At 62.2% G+C, this 17,138-nt stretch carries 10 protein-coding genes; 2 read left to right on the forward strand and 8 right to left on the reverse strand.

Annotation, left to right across the window (positions count from 1 at the left end; all coding sequences use genetic code 11):
- Positions 1-42: 42 nt before the first annotated feature.
- The 3 genes from HU762_RS20795 to HU762_RS20805 all read right to left on the reverse strand — a co-directional run bounded on the left by HU762_RS20795 (position 43) and on the right by HU762_RS20805 (position 2,880).
- Positions 43-996 carry a sugar kinase gene (locus HU762_RS20795; RefSeq protein WP_186640183.1) on the reverse strand — a complete coding sequence of 318 codons (954 nt, stop codon included), beginning with the start codon at positions 994-996 and terminating at the stop codon, positions 43-45.
- Positions 989-1,771: an AP endonuclease gene (locus tag HU762_RS20800; protein ID WP_186640185.1), complete on the reverse strand. Its 783-nt coding sequence runs from the start codon at positions 1,769-1,771 to the stop codon at positions 989-991. Before HU762_RS20800 ends, HU762_RS20795 begins: the two co-directional genes overlap by 8 nt.
- Before the next feature lie 83 nt (positions 1,772-1,854).
- Positions 1,855-2,880, reverse strand: a complete 1,026-nt coding sequence (locus HU762_RS20805) for a substrate-binding domain-containing protein (protein WP_186640187.1) — start codon at positions 2,878-2,880, stop codon at positions 1,855-1,857.
- A gap of 243 nt (positions 2,881-3,123) precedes the next feature.
- Between HU762_RS20805 and HU762_RS20810 the strand changes: the two genes are divergently transcribed.
- Positions 3,124-5,277: a WG repeat-containing protein gene (locus HU762_RS20810; RefSeq protein ID WP_186640189.1), complete on the forward strand. Its 2,154-nt coding sequence runs from the start codon at positions 3,124-3,126 to the stop codon at positions 5,275-5,277.
- Between the two features lie 69 nt (positions 5,278-5,346).
- Here the strand turns inward: HU762_RS20810 and HU762_RS20815 are convergent, their stop codons facing one another.
- Positions 5,347-5,700 carry a hypothetical protein gene (locus tag HU762_RS20815; RefSeq protein ID WP_186640191.1) on the reverse strand — a complete coding sequence of 118 codons (354 nt, stop codon included), beginning with the start codon at positions 5,698-5,700 and terminating at the stop codon, positions 5,347-5,349.
- A gap of 432 nt (positions 5,701-6,132) precedes the next feature.
- Between HU762_RS20815 and HU762_RS20820 the strand changes: the two genes are divergently transcribed.
- Positions 6,133-11,001, forward strand: a complete 4,869-nt coding sequence (locus HU762_RS20820) for an NAD-glutamate dehydrogenase (RefSeq protein ID WP_186640193.1) — start codon at positions 6,133-6,135, stop codon at positions 10,999-11,001.
- An 82-nt stretch (positions 11,002-11,083) separates the two neighbouring features.
- Here HU762_RS20820 and HU762_RS20825 read toward each other — a convergent pair whose 3' ends face one another.
- The 4 genes from HU762_RS20825 to HU762_RS20840 all read right to left on the reverse strand — a co-directional run bounded on the left by HU762_RS20825 (position 11,084) and on the right by HU762_RS20840 (position 17,130).
- Positions 11,084-11,374, reverse strand: a complete 291-nt coding sequence (locus tag HU762_RS20825; protein WP_186640195.1) for a phage infection protein — start codon at positions 11,372-11,374, stop codon at positions 11,084-11,086.
- A gap of 184 nt (positions 11,375-11,558) precedes the next feature.
- Positions 11,559-12,434, reverse strand: a complete 876-nt coding sequence (locus HU762_RS20830) for a hypothetical protein (protein WP_186640197.1) — start codon at positions 12,432-12,434, stop codon at positions 11,559-11,561.
- Positions 12,435-12,472: 38 nt separating this feature from the next.
- Positions 12,473-15,019, reverse strand: a complete 2,547-nt coding sequence (locus tag HU762_RS20835) for a bacteriophage N4 adsorption protein A (protein WP_186640198.1) — start codon at positions 15,017-15,019, stop codon at positions 12,473-12,475.
- Positions 15,016-17,130 carry a glycosyl transferase family protein gene (locus tag HU762_RS20840; protein ID WP_186640200.1) on the reverse strand — a complete coding sequence of 705 codons (2,115 nt, stop codon included), beginning with the start codon at positions 17,128-17,130 and terminating at the stop codon, positions 15,016-15,018. The genes HU762_RS20835 and HU762_RS20840 overlap by 4 nt, the downstream gene beginning before the upstream one ends.
- Positions 17,131-17,138 lie beyond the last annotated feature (8 nt).

The raw sequence follows: 17,138 nt of genomic DNA on the forward strand, positions 1-17,138 counted from the left end.
TGTTTTTGTTCAGCAGGTGCGTTTGTGAGACTTCTCCAGCCTCTATTGGCAGCAGGCGGCCTCGAATTCAGCCGATAACTCCAGGCGCGTCGGTAGACCTTCCATGTCCCCGCGACTCTGCACCGCGCGGCTGCCAATCCAGTTGGCGCGTCGTACCGCTTCGGTGACGTCGCGGCCTTCAAGCAGCGCGCTGATCAGGCCGACGGCGAAGCCATCACCGGCGCCCACGGTGTCCACGACCCGGGGAACCGGCACGGCGCCAATAAAGCCCTGGTCCAGTGCGGTGCGGTAATAGGCCCCGTCGGCGCCGAGCTTGACCACCACGACTTCGGCGCCCTGATCGAGGTAGAACGCGGCGATGTCGGCCGGATCTTCACGGCCGGTCAGCAAGCGACCTTCGCCAAGTCCCGGCAAGACCCAATGGGCCAGGGCAGCATGACGATTGATCTCGCGGATCATCATGGCTTCGCTGGCCCACAGGCTCGGGCGCAGGTTGGGGTCGAACGAGAGGCTGCGACCGGCCTCGCGCATTCGGCTCATCAATTCAAAGGACATTTCACCGGCCGTGGCCGACAGCGCCGGTACGATGCCGGTGGCATGCAGGTGACGAGCGCCCAGCAACGGCGCGGCGATGGATTCGATCGATAGATGACTGGCCGCCGAACCGCGACGGAAATACTCGACTTGCGGGTCGCTGCCATCGTCGGTGCGGGACTTCAGCTGAAAACCGGTGGGATGCGCCGGATCCACCGCCACGTGGCGACAGTCCAGGCCTTCTTTCTCCAGCGTCTGCACCACGAAACGTCCGAGAGAGTCGGCGCCGACCCGACTGAGCCAGGCGACATTAAAGCCCAGTCGCGACAAACCGATAGCCACATTGCTGTCGGCCCCGGCGATGCGCTTGTGAAATTGACTGACGCCGGCCAGGTCGCCGGTCTGGTCGGCCACCAGCATCGCCATGGTTTCGCCGAACGACAACACATCGAATTCACGCATGGGCAGGCTCCCGGCGCGATTGTCCGAGGCGCGACAAAGTGGTGACATGTTCCGCGGTCAAGGCCAGCAGGTCATCGCCTTGCAGCGGGTATTCGGCGGCACGCATCACGCCGACGGGCATGTGCTTGAACAGTTGCTCCCACAGATGCAGGTCTGCCAGGGCCGGGGGCACGGCGATCAGCTTGCCGTCGGCGCACCGGGCCACCGCCTTGCAGTGCACATACGCCACATGCCGTCCGAGTTGTCGGGCCGCCACCATGGCCGATTGGTCCTGCCATTGCCAGTTGCCAATGTCGAAGGTCATGGCGATAGGCAATCCGCGCTCTTCGATGGCGGCGAAAAAACGTTGCAAGGGTTCGACCCGCCCACCTTGCAAGGTCTGGTCGTTTTCCACCAGCAGTTGCACGGGACTCGCCGCGAGCCTGTCGGCGAGGGCCGACAGGTCTTGGGAGTCGGTGAAGTGTCCGAGGGAAACCTTAAGCCACGTCGAGCCGAACGCCTCGCAGCGTTGCAGGGCAACGATCAATTCGGGATTGGGTTTGGACTGGCCGGGAAGCCAGAGCTCAAGGGGCGAAGAATAGACACTCTTCAGCCCTTGGGCGCGCGCGTCGGCGGCCAGCTCGGTGGGTTGTTCAGTGGTGAGCAGTTCTTCGCGCCATTCGATTCGCGAGGCACCGGCGGCGGCCAGCAGCGCGATGAAGCTGCCTTGGCCGTGCTGGCGCACCAGGTCGGCGCCGTAGCTGGAGAGGCTGATGGAAACGGGTGGGTTATGCATTGTTCTTGTACCTCTGAAACCGGTTTCAGTTTTGTTCAAAAAAAGGGCTTAGCCTTGGATTTCATCACCTGCAGGCCAGGCAATCATCGAAGGACCCCGCGCGTCGATCCACGCTCAATCAACTGCGCCGCAAAATCCAGGGTCCGTACCGGCCCGTTGTCGCCACGCAAGCGCTTGAGCAGGCATTCGAACGCGCTGGCGCCGATCTGCGCCGTCGGCTGTGCCAGGGCGGTGATGCCGCTGCCTACCAAGGGATACCAATCGAGGTCGTCGAGGGCGATCAGCCCAACATCGTCGAACAAATGGCAACCCAATTGGCGCAATACTTGGGTGGCGGCCAGCGCGGCGATGCCGTTGGCGCAAAAGAGTGCCTTGGGGCCGTGGCCTGGCTGGGCAAGGAAGTCTTTGATGCGCCCGGCCAGTTGATCGCAGGTTTCCACCACGGCGCCGGCCAGGGCAGGGCGGCGCTCGATGCCGGCCTTGAAACTCTCGACTCGCTCGATGCGCGAGCTGGTGCCGTCGAACGGCTCGGTCACCAGCAGCAGATCGCGGTAGCCCCGCTGTCCGAGGTGGTCGAGGGCCATTTCGACGGCCGCCGGGTTGTCCAGTCCCACCAAGTCGCTGTCGAGCCGATCGACCTTGCGATCCACCAGCACCATGGGCATTTCGCTGCGCAGTTCGAACAGTTCATCACGGTGATGGCCCAGCGTGTTCACGATCAGCCCTTCGATGTTGTAGGCGCGCAACAGCGCCAGATGCTGGCGCTCCTGCTCATCATCGCGGTCGGTGTTGCACACTACGAGGCTGTAGCCGTGGCGACGGCAGGCGGTTTCTACGCCATGCATCACGGCAATTGAATAGGGGTTGCGGATATCGGCCACGAGCATGCCGATCAAGCGTGTGCGCCCGCGTTTCAGGCCGCGGGCCATCTGGTTCGGCCGATAACCCAGCTCGCTTATCGCCTGTTCTATGCGCCGGGCGATGGCTTCGGAAAGCAGCGCGCGGTCCTCGCCGATGAAACGCGAGACGCTGGCCTTGGAGACCCCGGCGCGTTCGGCGACATCTAACATGGTCACGCGGCTGCGCTGGGCGGCGGAGAAAGAATTCACGGATTGAAACCTGCTTATTGGATTTATTAGCGGCTCTGAAACCGGTTTCAGGAAACACCAGAAGCTGATCCGGCGTCAAGGGCGATGCGTCACAGGTGCGACCGACGGTGGTTCACCGCGGTCCGATAGCGGCGACGGTACGGGCAGATATTTATCAGAACCGGGCCTTTCAACGGATTTGCAGCGCGCCAGGCCGTGTGGTTAGCTGCCTGCCTTCCCAGCCCTTTGACGACCGAAGCCACCATGAACGTTACCCAGCCTCGTTTGAGATTGCTGTCGATTTTGACGGCCGCCCTGTTGGTGGTGGGCTTTGCGTCCTACACCCTGTTTCACCACAGCGGGGCGCCGGCCGATGAAGGTTTCGTCGCCGAGGACTTGAACGAAGGCGGCCTGGAGGACATCGGCACATTGGCGCTGCCCGATGTCAAGAAACGCCTCAATTATTTGATCCAGGACACCGGTGAAACCCTCAGGTCCCTGGAACGGTTCAGTGACGCGCAGTTGAGCTTGAGTATCGAGACAACCGAGCCAGCCGAGGAGCAATCGTTGCAGTACGAGACGCTGTTCGTCCCGTTCACCAGCGCGCAACTGAAAGCTGAGCTGGCATCGATCCAAGGCCTGCGTTTTGCCCAGCGGCTGTTTGCCGACGGTTCCGAAGTGAGACTGGATACCAACAGCCTCGATCCGCTCTGGAAGCGCGCGGCCATGCCGAATGAACCGACTGCCGAGCAGTACCTGCCGCAGCGCCTGCGTTTTCGCGATGGCAGCGAAAAAAGCTTTGCCGACCTGAAGGCGCCGCCGCAGGTCGAGTCCGACGACATGATCTCGTCCCATGACGCCTTCGCGCTTTCGGTCAACAAACCCCTGGCCAGTCTGGGCCTGACGGTTTCTTACCGCAGCTATCCGGCGTTCCGCAAAGTGGTCCTGGACAAGGATCACCCAAGCGTGACCCTGGACGACGGCCAGTCCTTCCAGCTCACGGCATTGGGTGACGCAAGCGCTTCCGTGCGCCTGAGTACGCCGAAGATGTCGACCTTCGTGTTGCAAGGGCTGACCGAGGAGGGCAAGGCGCTCTACAGCAACGGTAACAACTCCCGTGCCTTCCCGTCTGAAGGCGATATTGCGGCATTGCGTACTTATTACGACGCGCTGCTGCAAACCAAGGATGATATTGCTCAGCTCAAGACCGGCCAGGCAGTACAACAACAGCTGGAGCGCGTCACCCAAGCGCTGGTCGCTCAGGCCGGGCCATTGAAAAACACCGAGGTCGATTACCGCTTCGAGGCTACCCCGCAGCGTATCGTCATTCATGTGCTCGATCCGATGGAAGACAACACCATCGAATTCGCCGCGGTCGACAACGTCCTGGCGGAACAAGCGCGCTACATCGCCCTGGATCGCGAGGCCGAGCGCTACGGTTTCGTCGATCCGGCCGGACAGTGGCTGATCAAGCCCCGTTGGGTGCAGGTGCAGGACAGTCTGATGGCCGATGCCTACACCCTGTTCACCGCGGAAAAATCCAGCGACCCCGAGTCGGACGGGCAGGCGTTACGCAGCCAGTTCGCCTATTTCCCCGCCGGGAGCAACAAGCTTGTCGACCTGCCGTTCGAACACATCACCGAAGAGTTGCGTGATGGCCTGCTGCTGGTGGAGCGTGAAACCAACGGACCTTATGGACTCTACGATGCCAAGGGGCACCGTTTCATATTGCCGATGAAATTCGTCAACCCCACGGTGACCGACAACCTGTTCATCGCCCGTCTCGGCACTCGTACCTATGCGACGGAGGGGCTCTACGGCGCCTACACCCTGGACGGCAAGGAAGTCCTGCCCGCGCGGTTTTCAAGCATCGAGCACAGCGACGGCTACCTTTACACCAGCTCCCCCGACGGCAATCGCCAGGACGTTTTCAACCTTCAAGGCAAGCGGATCAATCTTGAAGGCTACAACGTCAAAGGTCGTTTTGTCGGGCAACAACCGCTGCTGCTGCAGGACAACAAGAACGGGACGTTCGTCTTCATCAATCGCCAGGGTGCGCGGTTGCCGATCAAACTGCCGTATGACGAGGTGGAACCGTTTTCCAACGGCATGGCAGTGGTCGGGCGTGACAGCCTCTACGGTGCCATCGACCGGACTGGCAAGTTGCAGATTCCGCTGGATTACAGCCAGATCAACGCATTCCAGACCCGCTACGCCGCTGCTACCCGGGCTGGCGATGGTTCAGGGTTGGTCTTGATCAGTCAAGACAACAAGTTAATCAAGGAACTCGGCTCCTACACCAGCATGAAGGTTCCGGATAACGGCAATGAAGCCCGTTATTACGTGAGGGGGCCGGGTGATAGTGACGAATATCTGGTGTATGACGCGGATGGCAACCTCGTGAAGAACGACGAGTAAAGGCTGATGCATTGAGCCCATGGCGAGGGGATAAATCCCCTCGCCACAGGGGAGCGGTCGCCTTTGGTTTCAGAGTTGGCTGATATAGGTGCCGGTTCCCTTGAGGATGTTCTGCAACGTCAATTCCACTTCCGCCAGGTCCGCCGCATCGCTGCTATGAGTGATTTCCAGCACATCATCGCCGTTGAGCGCGTCGGCATCCGCCGCGGCGATTTCGATTTTCAACAGCGTCGCGCTGAGCGTGACCTTCACGCCATCCAGCGTCGAGGGTTCGTCGCCGAGGGTGATTTCCAGCTCGTCTTCGTCGGGGTAGCGGGTCATCAGGAACATGTCGCCCTGGCTGCTGTGGCAACACAGCATGGCCATGTTGTCCTCTTCGTCATCGCACGGGTTGGCGATCAGCAGGGCAGTTGTCATTTTCATCGGGTGGCTCCTGGCTCGATGAGCCGTCAAAACGCGAAAAACCGAATTCTGCCAGCCTGGACGATTTTCTGCTGGATTACCCGCGCAGGGTGCCGTTTGGGCTCCAGGCTGCTAGGGTTGTTCGATGCTGAGTCGCTATTAAAGCTAGCCGATGACCGAATATGTCGCAGCGTTGCAAGCAGGCACGTTGTCGCACTCGTTAAGCTGCGCAACGGATGTGTACCTGCAAAGGGCATCGCGGAGTGTTTTTTGCAGGTGGTCATCACAGTGAAATTACATGGAAAAAGGATGTGACCTGCGGGTCTCGTCCAGCTTCACCCACCTGTCATCCTGTTTCCTCTGCCCGAGAATCAGGAACGGGATGGCCGACGGCCCCGAAAGGGGTTGCACGCGACGCTACCATCAATAACAAGCCCAAGCGGAGTACCACAGATGGCGTTCTTCACCGCAGCCAGCAAAGCCGACTTCCAGCACCAACTGCAAGCGGCACTGGCGCAGCACATCAGTGAACAGGCACTGCCACAAGTGGCGCTGTTCGCTGAACAATTCTTCGGCATCATTTCCCTCGATGAACTCACCCAGCGCCGGTTGTCCGACCTCGCCGGCTGCACCCTGTCCGCCTGGCGCCTGCTTGAGCGCTTCGATCACGCGCAACCGCAGGTGCGTGTCTACAACCCCGATTACGAACGCCACGGCTGGCAGTCGACCCACACCGCCGTCGAAGTGCTGCACCACGACCTGCCATTCCTGGTGGATTCGGTCCGCACCGAGCTGAACCGTCGCGGCTACAGCATTCATACCCTGCAAACCACCGTCCTGAGCGTGCGTCGCGGCAGCAAGGGCGAGTTGCTGGAAATTCTGCCGAAGGGCACCCAGGGCGACGACGTGCTGCAAGAGTCGTTGATGTACTTGGAGATCGACCGCTGCGCCAACGCCGCCGAACTCAATGTCCTGAGCAAGGAACTTGAGCAAGTGCTGGGCGAAGTGCGGGTGGCCGTGGCCGATTTCGAGCCGATGAAAGCCAAGGTCCAGGAAATCCTCGCGAGCCTGGACGACAGTGCCTACGCCACGAACGCCGACGAAAAAGCCGAAATCAAGAGCTTCCTGGAATGGCTGGTGGGCAACCACTTCACCTTCCTGGGCTATGAAGAATTTGTGGTGCGCGATGAAGCCGATGGCGGCCATATCGAGTACGACCCTGAGTCCTTCCTTGGCCTGACCAAATTGCTGCGCGCCGGCCTCACCGCCGAAGACCTGCGCATCGAAGACTACGCCGTCAATTACCTGCGCGAACCGACCCTGCTGTCGTTCGCCAAAGCAGCGCACCCGAGCCGCGTGCACCGTCCGGCGTACCCGGACTACGTGTCGATCCGTGAAATCGACGCCGACGGCAAGGTCATCAAGGAATGCCGCTTCATGGGCCTGTACACCTCTTCGGTGTATGGCGAGAGCGTGCGAGTCATTCCGTACATCCGCCGCAAGGTCGAGGAAATCGAACGTCGTTCGGGCTTCCAGGCCAAGGCGCACCTGGGCAAGGAACTGGCGCAGGTGGTCGAAGTGCTGCCCCGTGACGACCTGTTCCAGACCCCGGTGGACGAGCTGTTCACCACCGTGATGTCGATCGTGCAGATCCAGGAGCGCAACAAGATCCGCGTGTTCCTGCGCAAAGACCCGTATGGCCGATTCTGCTACTGCCTGGCCTACGTGCCGCGTGATATCTACTCCACCGAAGTGCGCCAGAAGATCCAGCAAGTGCTGATGGATCGCCTGAAGGCGTCGGACTGCGAGTTCTGGACCTTCTTCTCCGAATCGGTACTGGCCCGCGTGCAGTTGATCCTGCGGGTGGACCCGAAAAACCGTCTCGACATCGACCCGGTCCTGCTGGAAAAAGAAGTCGTGCAGGCCTGCCGCAGCTGGAAAGACGACTACGCCAGCCTGGTTATCGAGAGCTTCGGCGAAGCCCAGGGCACCAACGTGCTGTCGGACTTCCCGAAAGGCTTCCCGGCCGGCTACCGCGAGCGTTTTGCCGCGCACTCCGCCGTGGTGGACATGCAACACCTGCTGAGCCTGAACGAAACCAACCCGCTGGTGATGAGCTTCTACCAGCCGTTGGGCCAGGTGTCCGGCCAGCGTGAGCTGCATTGCAAGCTGTATCACGCCGACACGCCGCTGGCGCTGTCCGACGTGCTGCCGATCCTGGAAAACCTCGGCCTGCGCGTGCTGGGCGAGTTCCCGTATCGCCTGCGCCATACCAATGGTCGCGAGTTCTGGATCCATGATTTTGCGTTCACCGCCGCCGAAGGCCTGGACCTCGATATCCAGCAGCTCAACGACACCTTGCAGGACGCCTTCGTCCACATCGTCCGTGGCGATGCCGAGAACGATGCGTTCAACCGCCTGGTGCTCACCGCCGGCCTGCCATGGCGCGACGTGGCGTTGCTGCGTGCCTACGCCCGTTACCTGAAGCAGATCCGCCTGGGCTTCGACCTTGGCTACATCGCCAGCACCCTGAACAACCACACCGACATTGCTCGTGAGCTGACCCGGTTGTTCAAGACCCGCTTCTACCTGGCGCGCAAGCTCAGTGGCGATGACCTGGAAGACAAGCAGCTGCGTCTGGAACAGGCGATCCTCTCGGCCCTGGACGACGTGCAGGTGCTCAACGAAGACCGCATCCTGCGTCGCTACCTGGATCTGATCAAGGCGACCCTGCGGACCAACTTCTACCAGACCGACGCCAACGGCCAGAACAAGTCCTACTTCAGCTTCAAGTTCAACCCGCACCTGATTCCGGAACTGCCGAAGCCGGTGCCCAAGTTCGAGATCTTCGTCTACTCGCCACGGGTCGAAGGCGTGCACCTGCGCTTCGGCAACGTCGCCCGTGGCGGCCTGCGCTGGTCCGACCGTGAAGAAGACTACCGCACCGAAGTGCTGGGCCTGGTAAAAGCCCAGCAAGTGAAGAACTCGGTGATCGTGCCGGTGGGCGCCAAGGGTGGTTTCCTGCCACGTCGCCTGCCGTTGGGCGGCAGCCGGGACGAGATCGCGGCCGAGGGCATCGCCTGCTACCGCATCTTCATCTCGGGCCTGTTGGACATCACCGACAACCTGAAGGACGGCGCGCTGGTGCCGCCGGCCAACGTCGTGCGTCATGACGACGATGACCCGTACCTGGTGGTGGCGGCGGACAAAGGCACCGCGACCTTCTCCGACATCGCCAACGGCATCGCCATCGACTACGGCTTCTGGCTCGGCGATGCGTTTGCCTCCGGCGGTTCGGCCGGTTACGACCACAAGAAAATGGGTATCACCGCCAAGGGCGCGTGGGTCGGCGTTCAGCGCCACTTCCGCGAGCGCGGCATCAATGTCCAGGAAGACAGCATCACCGTAGTGGGCGTCGGCGATATGGCCGGCGACGTGTTCGGCAACGGCTTGTTGATGTCCGACAAGCTGCAACTGGTCGCGGCTTTCAACCATCTGCACATCTTCATCGACCCGAACCCGGAGCCTGCCAGCAGCTTTGCCGAGCGCAAGCGTCTGTTCGAACTGCCGCGTTCGGCCTGGACCGACTACGACACCAGCATCATGTCCGAAGGCGGCGGTATCTTCTCGCGCAGCGCGAAGAGCATCGCGATTTCGCCGCAGATGAAAGAACGCTTCGACATCAAGGCCGACAAACTGACCCCGACCGAACTGCTGAACGCCTTGCTCAAGGCGCCGGTGGACCTGTTGTGGAACGGCGGTATCGGCACCTACGTCAAGGCCAGCACCGAAAGCCACGCCGATGTCGGCGACAAGGCCAACGATGCGCTGCGCGTGAACGGCAACGAACTGCGCTGCAAAGTGGTGGGCGAGGGCGGCAACCTGGGCATGACCCAGCTGGGTCGTGTCGAGTTCGGCCTCAATGGCGGCGGTTCCAACACCGACTTTATCGACAACGCTGGCGGCGTCGACTGCTCCGACCACGAAGTGAACATCAAGATCCTGCTCAACGAAGTGGTGCAGGCCGGCGACATGACCGACAAGCAACGCAACCAGTTGCTGGCAAGCATGACCGACGAAGTCGGCGGCCTGGTGTTGGGCAACAACTACAAGCAGACCCAGGCCCTGTCCCTGGCGGCACGCCGCGCTTTCGTGCGGATCGCCGAATACAAGCGCCTGATGAACGACCTGGAAGTGCGTGGCAAGCTGGACCGCGCCATCGAGTTCCTGCCGACGGAAGAGCAGCTGGCTGAACGTGTCGCGGCGGGCCATGGCCTGACCCGTGCCGAACTGTCGGTGCTGATCTCCTACAGCAAGATCGATCTCAAGGAAGCGCTGCTCAACTCCCAGGTGCCGGATGACGATTACCTGACCCGTGACATGGAGACCGCATTCCCACCAATGCTGGTGAGCAAGTTCTCCGAGGCCATGCGTCGTCATCGCCTGAAACGCGAGATCGTCAGCACCCAGATCGCCAACGACCTGGTCAACCACATGGGCATCACCTTCGTCCAGCGGTTGAAAGAGTCGACGGGCATGAGCCCGGCGAACGTGGCCGGCGCCTATGTGATCGTGCGGGATATCTTCCACCTCCCACACTGGTTCCGCCAGATCGAAGCCCTGGACCATCAGGTCTCGGCCGACGTGCAACTGGAGCTGATGGACGAGCTGATGCGCCTGGGCCGTCGCGCCACGCGCTGGTTCCTGCGCAGCCGCCGCAACGAGCAGAACGCTGCCCGTGACGTCGCTCACTTCGGTCCGCACCTGGCCGCGTTGGGCCTCAAGCTCGACGAACTGCTGGAAGGCCCGACCCGCGAAGGCTGGCAGACCCGCTACCAGGCCTACGTGGCCGCCGGCGTGCCGGAGTTGCTCGCGCGCATGGTTGCCGGCACCACGCACCTGTACACCTTGCTGCCGATCATCGAGGCGTCCGACGTGACTGGCCAGAACGCCGCCGATGTAGCCAAGGCGTACTTCGCCGTGGGCAGCGCGCTGGACATCACCTGGTACCTGCAACAGATCAGCGCCTTGCCGGTGGAAAACAACTGGCAGGCCCTGGCCCGCGAAGCGTTCCGCGATGACATCGACTGGCAGCAACGGGCGATCACCATCTCGGTCTTGCAAGAGGGCGACGGCACCCAGGACGTGGAAACACGCCTGGCGCTGTGGCTGGAACAGCACCGCGAAATGGTTGAGCGCTGGCGCGCCATGCTGGTGGACATCCGTGCCGCCAGCGGCACCGACTACGCCATGTACGCGGTGGCCAACCGCGAACTGCTCGACCTCGCGTTGAGCGGTCAGGCGGTCGTCACGGCCAACTGATACATAGCTGTGTGAACAAGCCCCGCCTCGAAAGACGCGGGGCTTTTTCTTGGCTGTTCAAACGCTTGCTTCCTTCAGCGCTTCAAACCGCGCTGCGTTCGCGAAGCTCCTGCAACCGATCGGCCCCGCCTTCGGCCACGCGATTTTCAATCAGGCGATCGGAACCACCTTCGGCCACGCGGTTCTCGATCAAGCGATCGGAGCCGCCCTCGGCCACGCGGTTCTGGATCAGGCGATCGGAGCCACCTTCTGCCAGTTGTTGGGCAGACGGGCTGTCGGCCTGCGCGCTCGCCGAGGCAACATTCGACAAGCCAACACCGCCAACCAGTGTCAGGGCGACGGCCAGGGAAGAAAGTTTCGAGAAATTGAACATGGTGATTCTCCTTGCGCTTAGTTGGATTAGCCGTGGCAGCGGGTGTGCTGCTGTTCGGTAGTCACAGTTAAACGCTCGGGTGTATCGCGGGTGTGTATCGCAATGGCCTGAAATCGGCGGCTTCGTATCTGATGGCCCTTCATATACAGAACGATACAAATCCATCCGCAAAACGCTGCGCACCTCAAGGCTTGGCTAAGGATCGCTTCAGTTCGCCGACCAAGTCGGGCGTCACGTAGTGTGGCCCGTCAAAAAGGTAGAGCGGGTAGCCGTTATACGCGGTCAGTTGCGGCAGGAGCTCGGCCGCCGTGGCCGAACGGAAGCCGCCGCCCTGTTGGGGACGGAAGGCTTCGACAATGATCCGCACCCGATCCTCGCCGAGGCGGTCACGCAGCGTGTCGGCATAGGTTCGTGCCACCGGTGCGGTGCGCGCGTAGACGCCGACGCCGTCCTGGAAAAATACGCCAATGTCGTCTGGCAGCCACTGCTTGAGCCAGTCGGCGGTGGCGGCTGGGCCGATATTGGCGCCGTCATAGACGCTGATCCACAGTGGCCGCGGCAGGTTGGCAAGCAATGCAGGCAGCTCTTTGGCGCGAGTCCAGCTGGGGTCGACTTCGGCCGGAAAGTACCAGCCGGTGACGTGCAGCGGTGTTGGCAATCGAGCAATACGTTCTGACACCGCAGCCAGTTGCTCGATGTTGTCCCGTGAACGGTTTTCGCTGAAGTGACCGGCGAGCCCGAGGATGACATCCTGCGCCCATGGCGCCTTGGCGATCCGCGCCCAATCCGGCAGCACCGGTACGTTGGGCAGGCCGGTGCCGGGAACAAACGCCTGGTCGTCCACCACCGTCCATTGCACCAGCAGTTCGCGGACTCCCAGCTGTTCCCAATGGCCATTGATGCCGACGGTCTGGTTGTCCGGCTGCCAGACGATGCCGACAATGTCCGGCGCAGCCCTGCTGTTCATCACGTAGTACGTCCCTGTACTCGCGCCAAGCGCCGCCGTGACGGCGAGCGCCGCCACGGCGACGCGATTGACGATATGGCCAAGGATTTTCAAGCAAGCGCCTTGTTGCAGATACACATCACATCAAGTCCTCAATAAGAATAGGTCAGGCGGGCGAACACGCCTTTGGCCCGTTCCTCGCCGAAAATCCGGGCCCGGTACTGCAGGGAGAAATCCACGTAGGAGCGCGGTGCATTGTAGGCGTCTTCACGAAACCAGTAGCGCACGTTGTTGCCGACCCCGATGCCCCCGGCGTCGCCGGATTCGAAGCCGCCGCTGTTGTTGCTCTTCATCTTCGAATCGTAGTCAATCGCCGCCACGACATGAGGGAACGCCACCCAGCGCGAACCGGTGCCGCCGATTGCGTAACTGCGGCCGACTTGCCATTCGCTGTTGAAGTAATCCCGTGAATCATTGATGTAGTGACCGACTTCGGCGTACAGCTGCGAGGTCCACCAGCTGGGCACATCGACCCGCAGGTCTGTGCCGATGCTGGAACCGTAGCCCAGGCGCACCAGCCAGTCGCCATCGACGTTTGACGAACCCAAGGGGAAGGTGCGTTCAAAGGCAGCCATGATGTTGACGGAACTGAACGGTTTGATACGTACCCCGAGGGCGCCTTGCAGCGCGTCGGCGCCGGTGTCCGAATCACTGTTCTTGCTCCACAGGGTATCGGTGACGCGTCCGTAGAGTTCGACAAAACGAGCATTGCGATACCCCAGCGGGCGCCAGGACAGTTCGGTGCTGTTCTGCAGAAGGTCGTTGCTTTCACTGCCGCTGCTGGTCGAGTTCGGTGCGGCGCTCAGGCCGCTGGAACTGTTGCCGCGATAGCTCGTGGTGCTGGTCAGCCCCCAGGTGCGGGAAATATCGCCCACGGCCCGCCGGGTATCGAACAACTGCTGCTTGGACATCGGCGACTCAGCGGTTTTCTGCCCGTCGATCACCCGTTCGAAATACGCCACGGCTTCATCGTCTTCATGGACGCGCATGGCGTTATAGGCCGCATCCTGGGCTGCCGCCGGCGGCAACCGGTGGCTCGCGTCGGCCTTGCGAAATGCCGCGTGGGCGCTTTCGTCGTCGCCCGCCTGGACCGAAATATAGGCCAGTTGCAGATCGCTTGCCGAGGCCAGTTCGCCGTTGCTGCGTGCCTCTTGCAGGCGTTCGCGGGCGGTGCGGCGCTGGCCGATGGCGGCATACAGTCCGGCCTCTTCATAGGCCGGCAGGCTGCCCAAGGCCAGCGCGCGGCTGAAGTCGTCCCGCGCACCGTCCTCGTCGGCCATTTGTTGGCGCAGGCGTCCGCGCATGACCAACAGTCGCGCGTCGTCGCCGTGGGCCTGCAATCCTTCACTGGCGGCAGCGATGGCTTGCGGCAGGCGGTTTTGTTCCGTCAGGGCGCTGACCAGCAAGCGTCGATAAGCCGGGTTCTGCGGTGCCCGCGCTACCGCTTGGTTGGCCAGGGCTGAGGCTGCTGCCGGATCTTTGCGAGCGAGGGCGGCATAGGCTTGGGAAGCCGGGGCGGTGCCCGCGTCGGGCACTGTGCCCGGCCAGATGGCGCAGGTCAGGCCGAAAGGGCTTTCCTGGCAATCCAGCGCCGGTGGCGACGCCTGGACGACGCTGTCCAAGCCCTTGCTTTTCTGGCGCAGCGCCGCCCGCACGGTGGCGCGCCGACTGGCAATGGCATCGTCAGCGTCGTTGCCCAAGGCCTGCAACTGATTCAACGCCTGCTGAGGCTCGCCGCGGGCCAGCGCGGCGTCGGCGGCAAAGAGTTGGATATCGCGGACTTCGCTTGCCGACAGGCCTTTGAGGGCCAAGGCACGATTGACGTCAGTCTGGGCCGCCTGGGCCTTGCCCTGACGATCGCGGGCATAGCTGCGCAGAATCCATGGCGCGGCTTTACGCTCGTCCCGAGCCAGCGCGGCCGAGGCGGCTTGTTCGGCGCCTGGATAATCCTTGGCGGCGAGCAGGGCGCTGATCAGCAGTTGCTGGTTTGCGGCAACTTCCGGCGCCCAGGCCACGGCCTTGCGCGCCTGAGTCACGGCCAGCACAGCGTTGCCTTGTTCCAGGGCGCGGTAGCCCTGGACAGCCGGCGGCACGGCAAGTTGGCGGCGAATGGCTTGGCGACGCAGCATCAACGTATTGTCGTTGGCAAAGGTCCCAAGCGCGTCGGTGACGGCTTGGTCGGCGGCTTCCAGTTGCTGCTGGCGTTGCAGGGCATCAATCAGCAGCAAGCGATATTCCCGGCGCCGGGGTGCCTGGGCGATGGCCGTGCGCGCCGATTGCGCCGCGAGGCCGAACTGTTCGCGGTCATAGGCCTTGAAGCCCCGGTTCGCAGCCACGAAACCCGGTGCTGCGGCAGTCGCGCGGCCCGAGGCGGCAGTCCTGGGTTGGTCGCGCAGCTGCTTGTCACGTTCGGCCAGGGCGATCAGCGTATTGAGGCGCGTCACATCGGCGCGCTGGCGCAAGGCTTCGCGTGCCTTGGCGATGGCCAGGTCGTAGTCTTTGCGCTCATAGGCACTGTAGGCTTCGTTGGCGGCCACGTAGGCGGGACCGGTCAGCGGCAGGGGCAGTGTCTCGGCAACGGCAAGCACCGGAATAAGGCTCAGCCCCGCCGCCAAAAGGGTAAAAAGGGGGCGGTTCATGCCGGAAGCTCCGTTGGGTAGAGGCTGTGTTGGCGCGCCACCGCTTGCTCGATCGTGGCTCGCGGCAAGACGCCGCTGTCGACGAGGTAGTCGCCGATCCGGCCATGATGCTGCGGCCGATACTGCAACATGGCGCGGCTGAACTGGTCGCGGTCGAGCAGGCCCATCTCGATCAACAGGTCGCCCAGCAGCGGGGCACGGGCATCCGGTACGGCGTGGCCGTTGTCCGCTGGCAACCGACGCAACAGCGCGAGGATTTCACTCTCACGGGCGATCAGTTGCACCGGCTCACTGCCCAGTTCGGCGCTGATTTGTTGCAGGCCCTCCTCGGAAAGCGGGTTGGCTACGGCAATCTGTTCACAACCTTCGCTGTTGCGGCCCAGCGGTATCACCCGCCAGCGCAACGCAAACTCGCTGCTGAGCGAGGACGATGAAGCCGCCGCTTTTTCGGCGACGTCGAACACCCGGGGCAGGTCGTTCTGGAACGCGATCGCTTCGGCCAGGGTTTCATCGTCCAGCCAGCCGTTGTTGAGCAGAATCCGCCCCAACGGCACATCCCGCGCCTGCTGTTCATCCAGGGCGCTTTGCAAATGGCTGTCGGTGATGGCTTGCCACGACAGCAACACGCTGCCCAGGCGACGCGGCGCGATGGCGACCAGGTCGGTGGACGGGAAGTCGTGCATGGTCTTGTCCCAGACCAATTTGCGATTCATCACCTTGCCCACCAGGAACATGCGCCAGGCCCGTGCGGCGGCCATGAAGTTGACGAAATTGCCGACCAGCATCCGCGGGATGGACAACAACCCATGCTGCCAGCCGTACAACACGGTGGTGAAATAACAGCGGTGCAAGATCCGCCAGGCCAAGGCGACGCCGTTGGCCAACAGCAGGTACTTGATCAGGCCGCCGTTTTCAAACGGTGTTGGAAAGCTGACGTCCCACAAGCCGCTCTGGCGCAGGATAATCAGGGCCAGCAGTTGCACCAGGATGACGTAGGCAATGATGCTGACGAACGCTGTCACCACGCCCTTGCGGTCGCGAAACAGCAGGTAGCGGTTGGCCAACGAACCGTTCCAGCCCATTTGTTCCCAGCCTTGCAGGCCGATGCCCAAGGTCCAACGAGCCTTCTGCCGGAACGCCGTGCGGAAGGTGTCGGGGAAAAACTCACGCACGCAGAGCGGCATGTTCAACGTCGATTCGTAGGGCTTGCGGAACCAGGATTTGCGCAGCACACGAAACTGCACAGGGAAGCGCACGAAGATCGCGTTCATGCCGACCTTGGCCAGCCGTGCACCGACGTCGTAGTCCTCGGTGAGGCTGTCGGTGTTGAACGGCTGGTTCTCCGTTTCACCGGCCAGCACCCGCAGGGCGCGATGGGAAAAGCACGTGCCGACGCCGGCCGAGGGCACGGTGTCGGTCATGCTTTCACGCACCACCAGGTCCTTGCCGTGCCATTCGGCGAACTCGTCCATATACGTGCCGGCGACCCACTCGTACCAATTGCGCTCCAGCGACACCACCGGCAGCTGGATCATGTCCTTGCGCGGTAGCAAGTAGTTGAACAGGCGTAACTCCAGCGGGTGCAGCACGTCTTCGCTGTCGTGCAACACCACGCCGGCGAATGTCATGCCGTGGGTTTTCTCGTGCAGGAATATCGCCTGGATGACCCAGTTCAGGCAGTCGGCCTTGCAGGTCGGCCCGGCATGCGGCACTTCCACGCGATGCAGTTGTTTGTAGCGCCGGCGCATCCGCTCGACTTCGTCGATGGTGCGCTGGTCGTTGATGTAGGTGCCGACGAAGACCACGTAGTTTTGATAGTCGAGCGTCGAGACCATGTTTTCGATCATCGGCGCGATGACGTCGTATTCCAGCCAGGCCGGCACCATGATCGCCAGGGGCTGCTCGTCCCGGGCCAACAGTTGTTCGACGGTCAATGGCCGGTATCTACGGTCCACGGTGAACTTGCGGTACAGCCGGCGAGACCAGTACCACACGTCAATGATCAGATCATCCAGGCTGGAGATCAGGATCAACACCGCGACCACGATGGTCGCGACCTCGAGGTAGTTGTAGTAGTGGGCCAGCCAATAGGGCCAATAAAGCGACGTCATCGAAGGTT

Source organism: Pseudomonas sp. SWRI92, from assembly GCF_014268685.1.
GTDB classification, from domain to species: Bacteria; Pseudomonadota; Gammaproteobacteria; order Pseudomonadales; family Pseudomonadaceae; genus Aquipseudomonas; species Aquipseudomonas marvdashtae.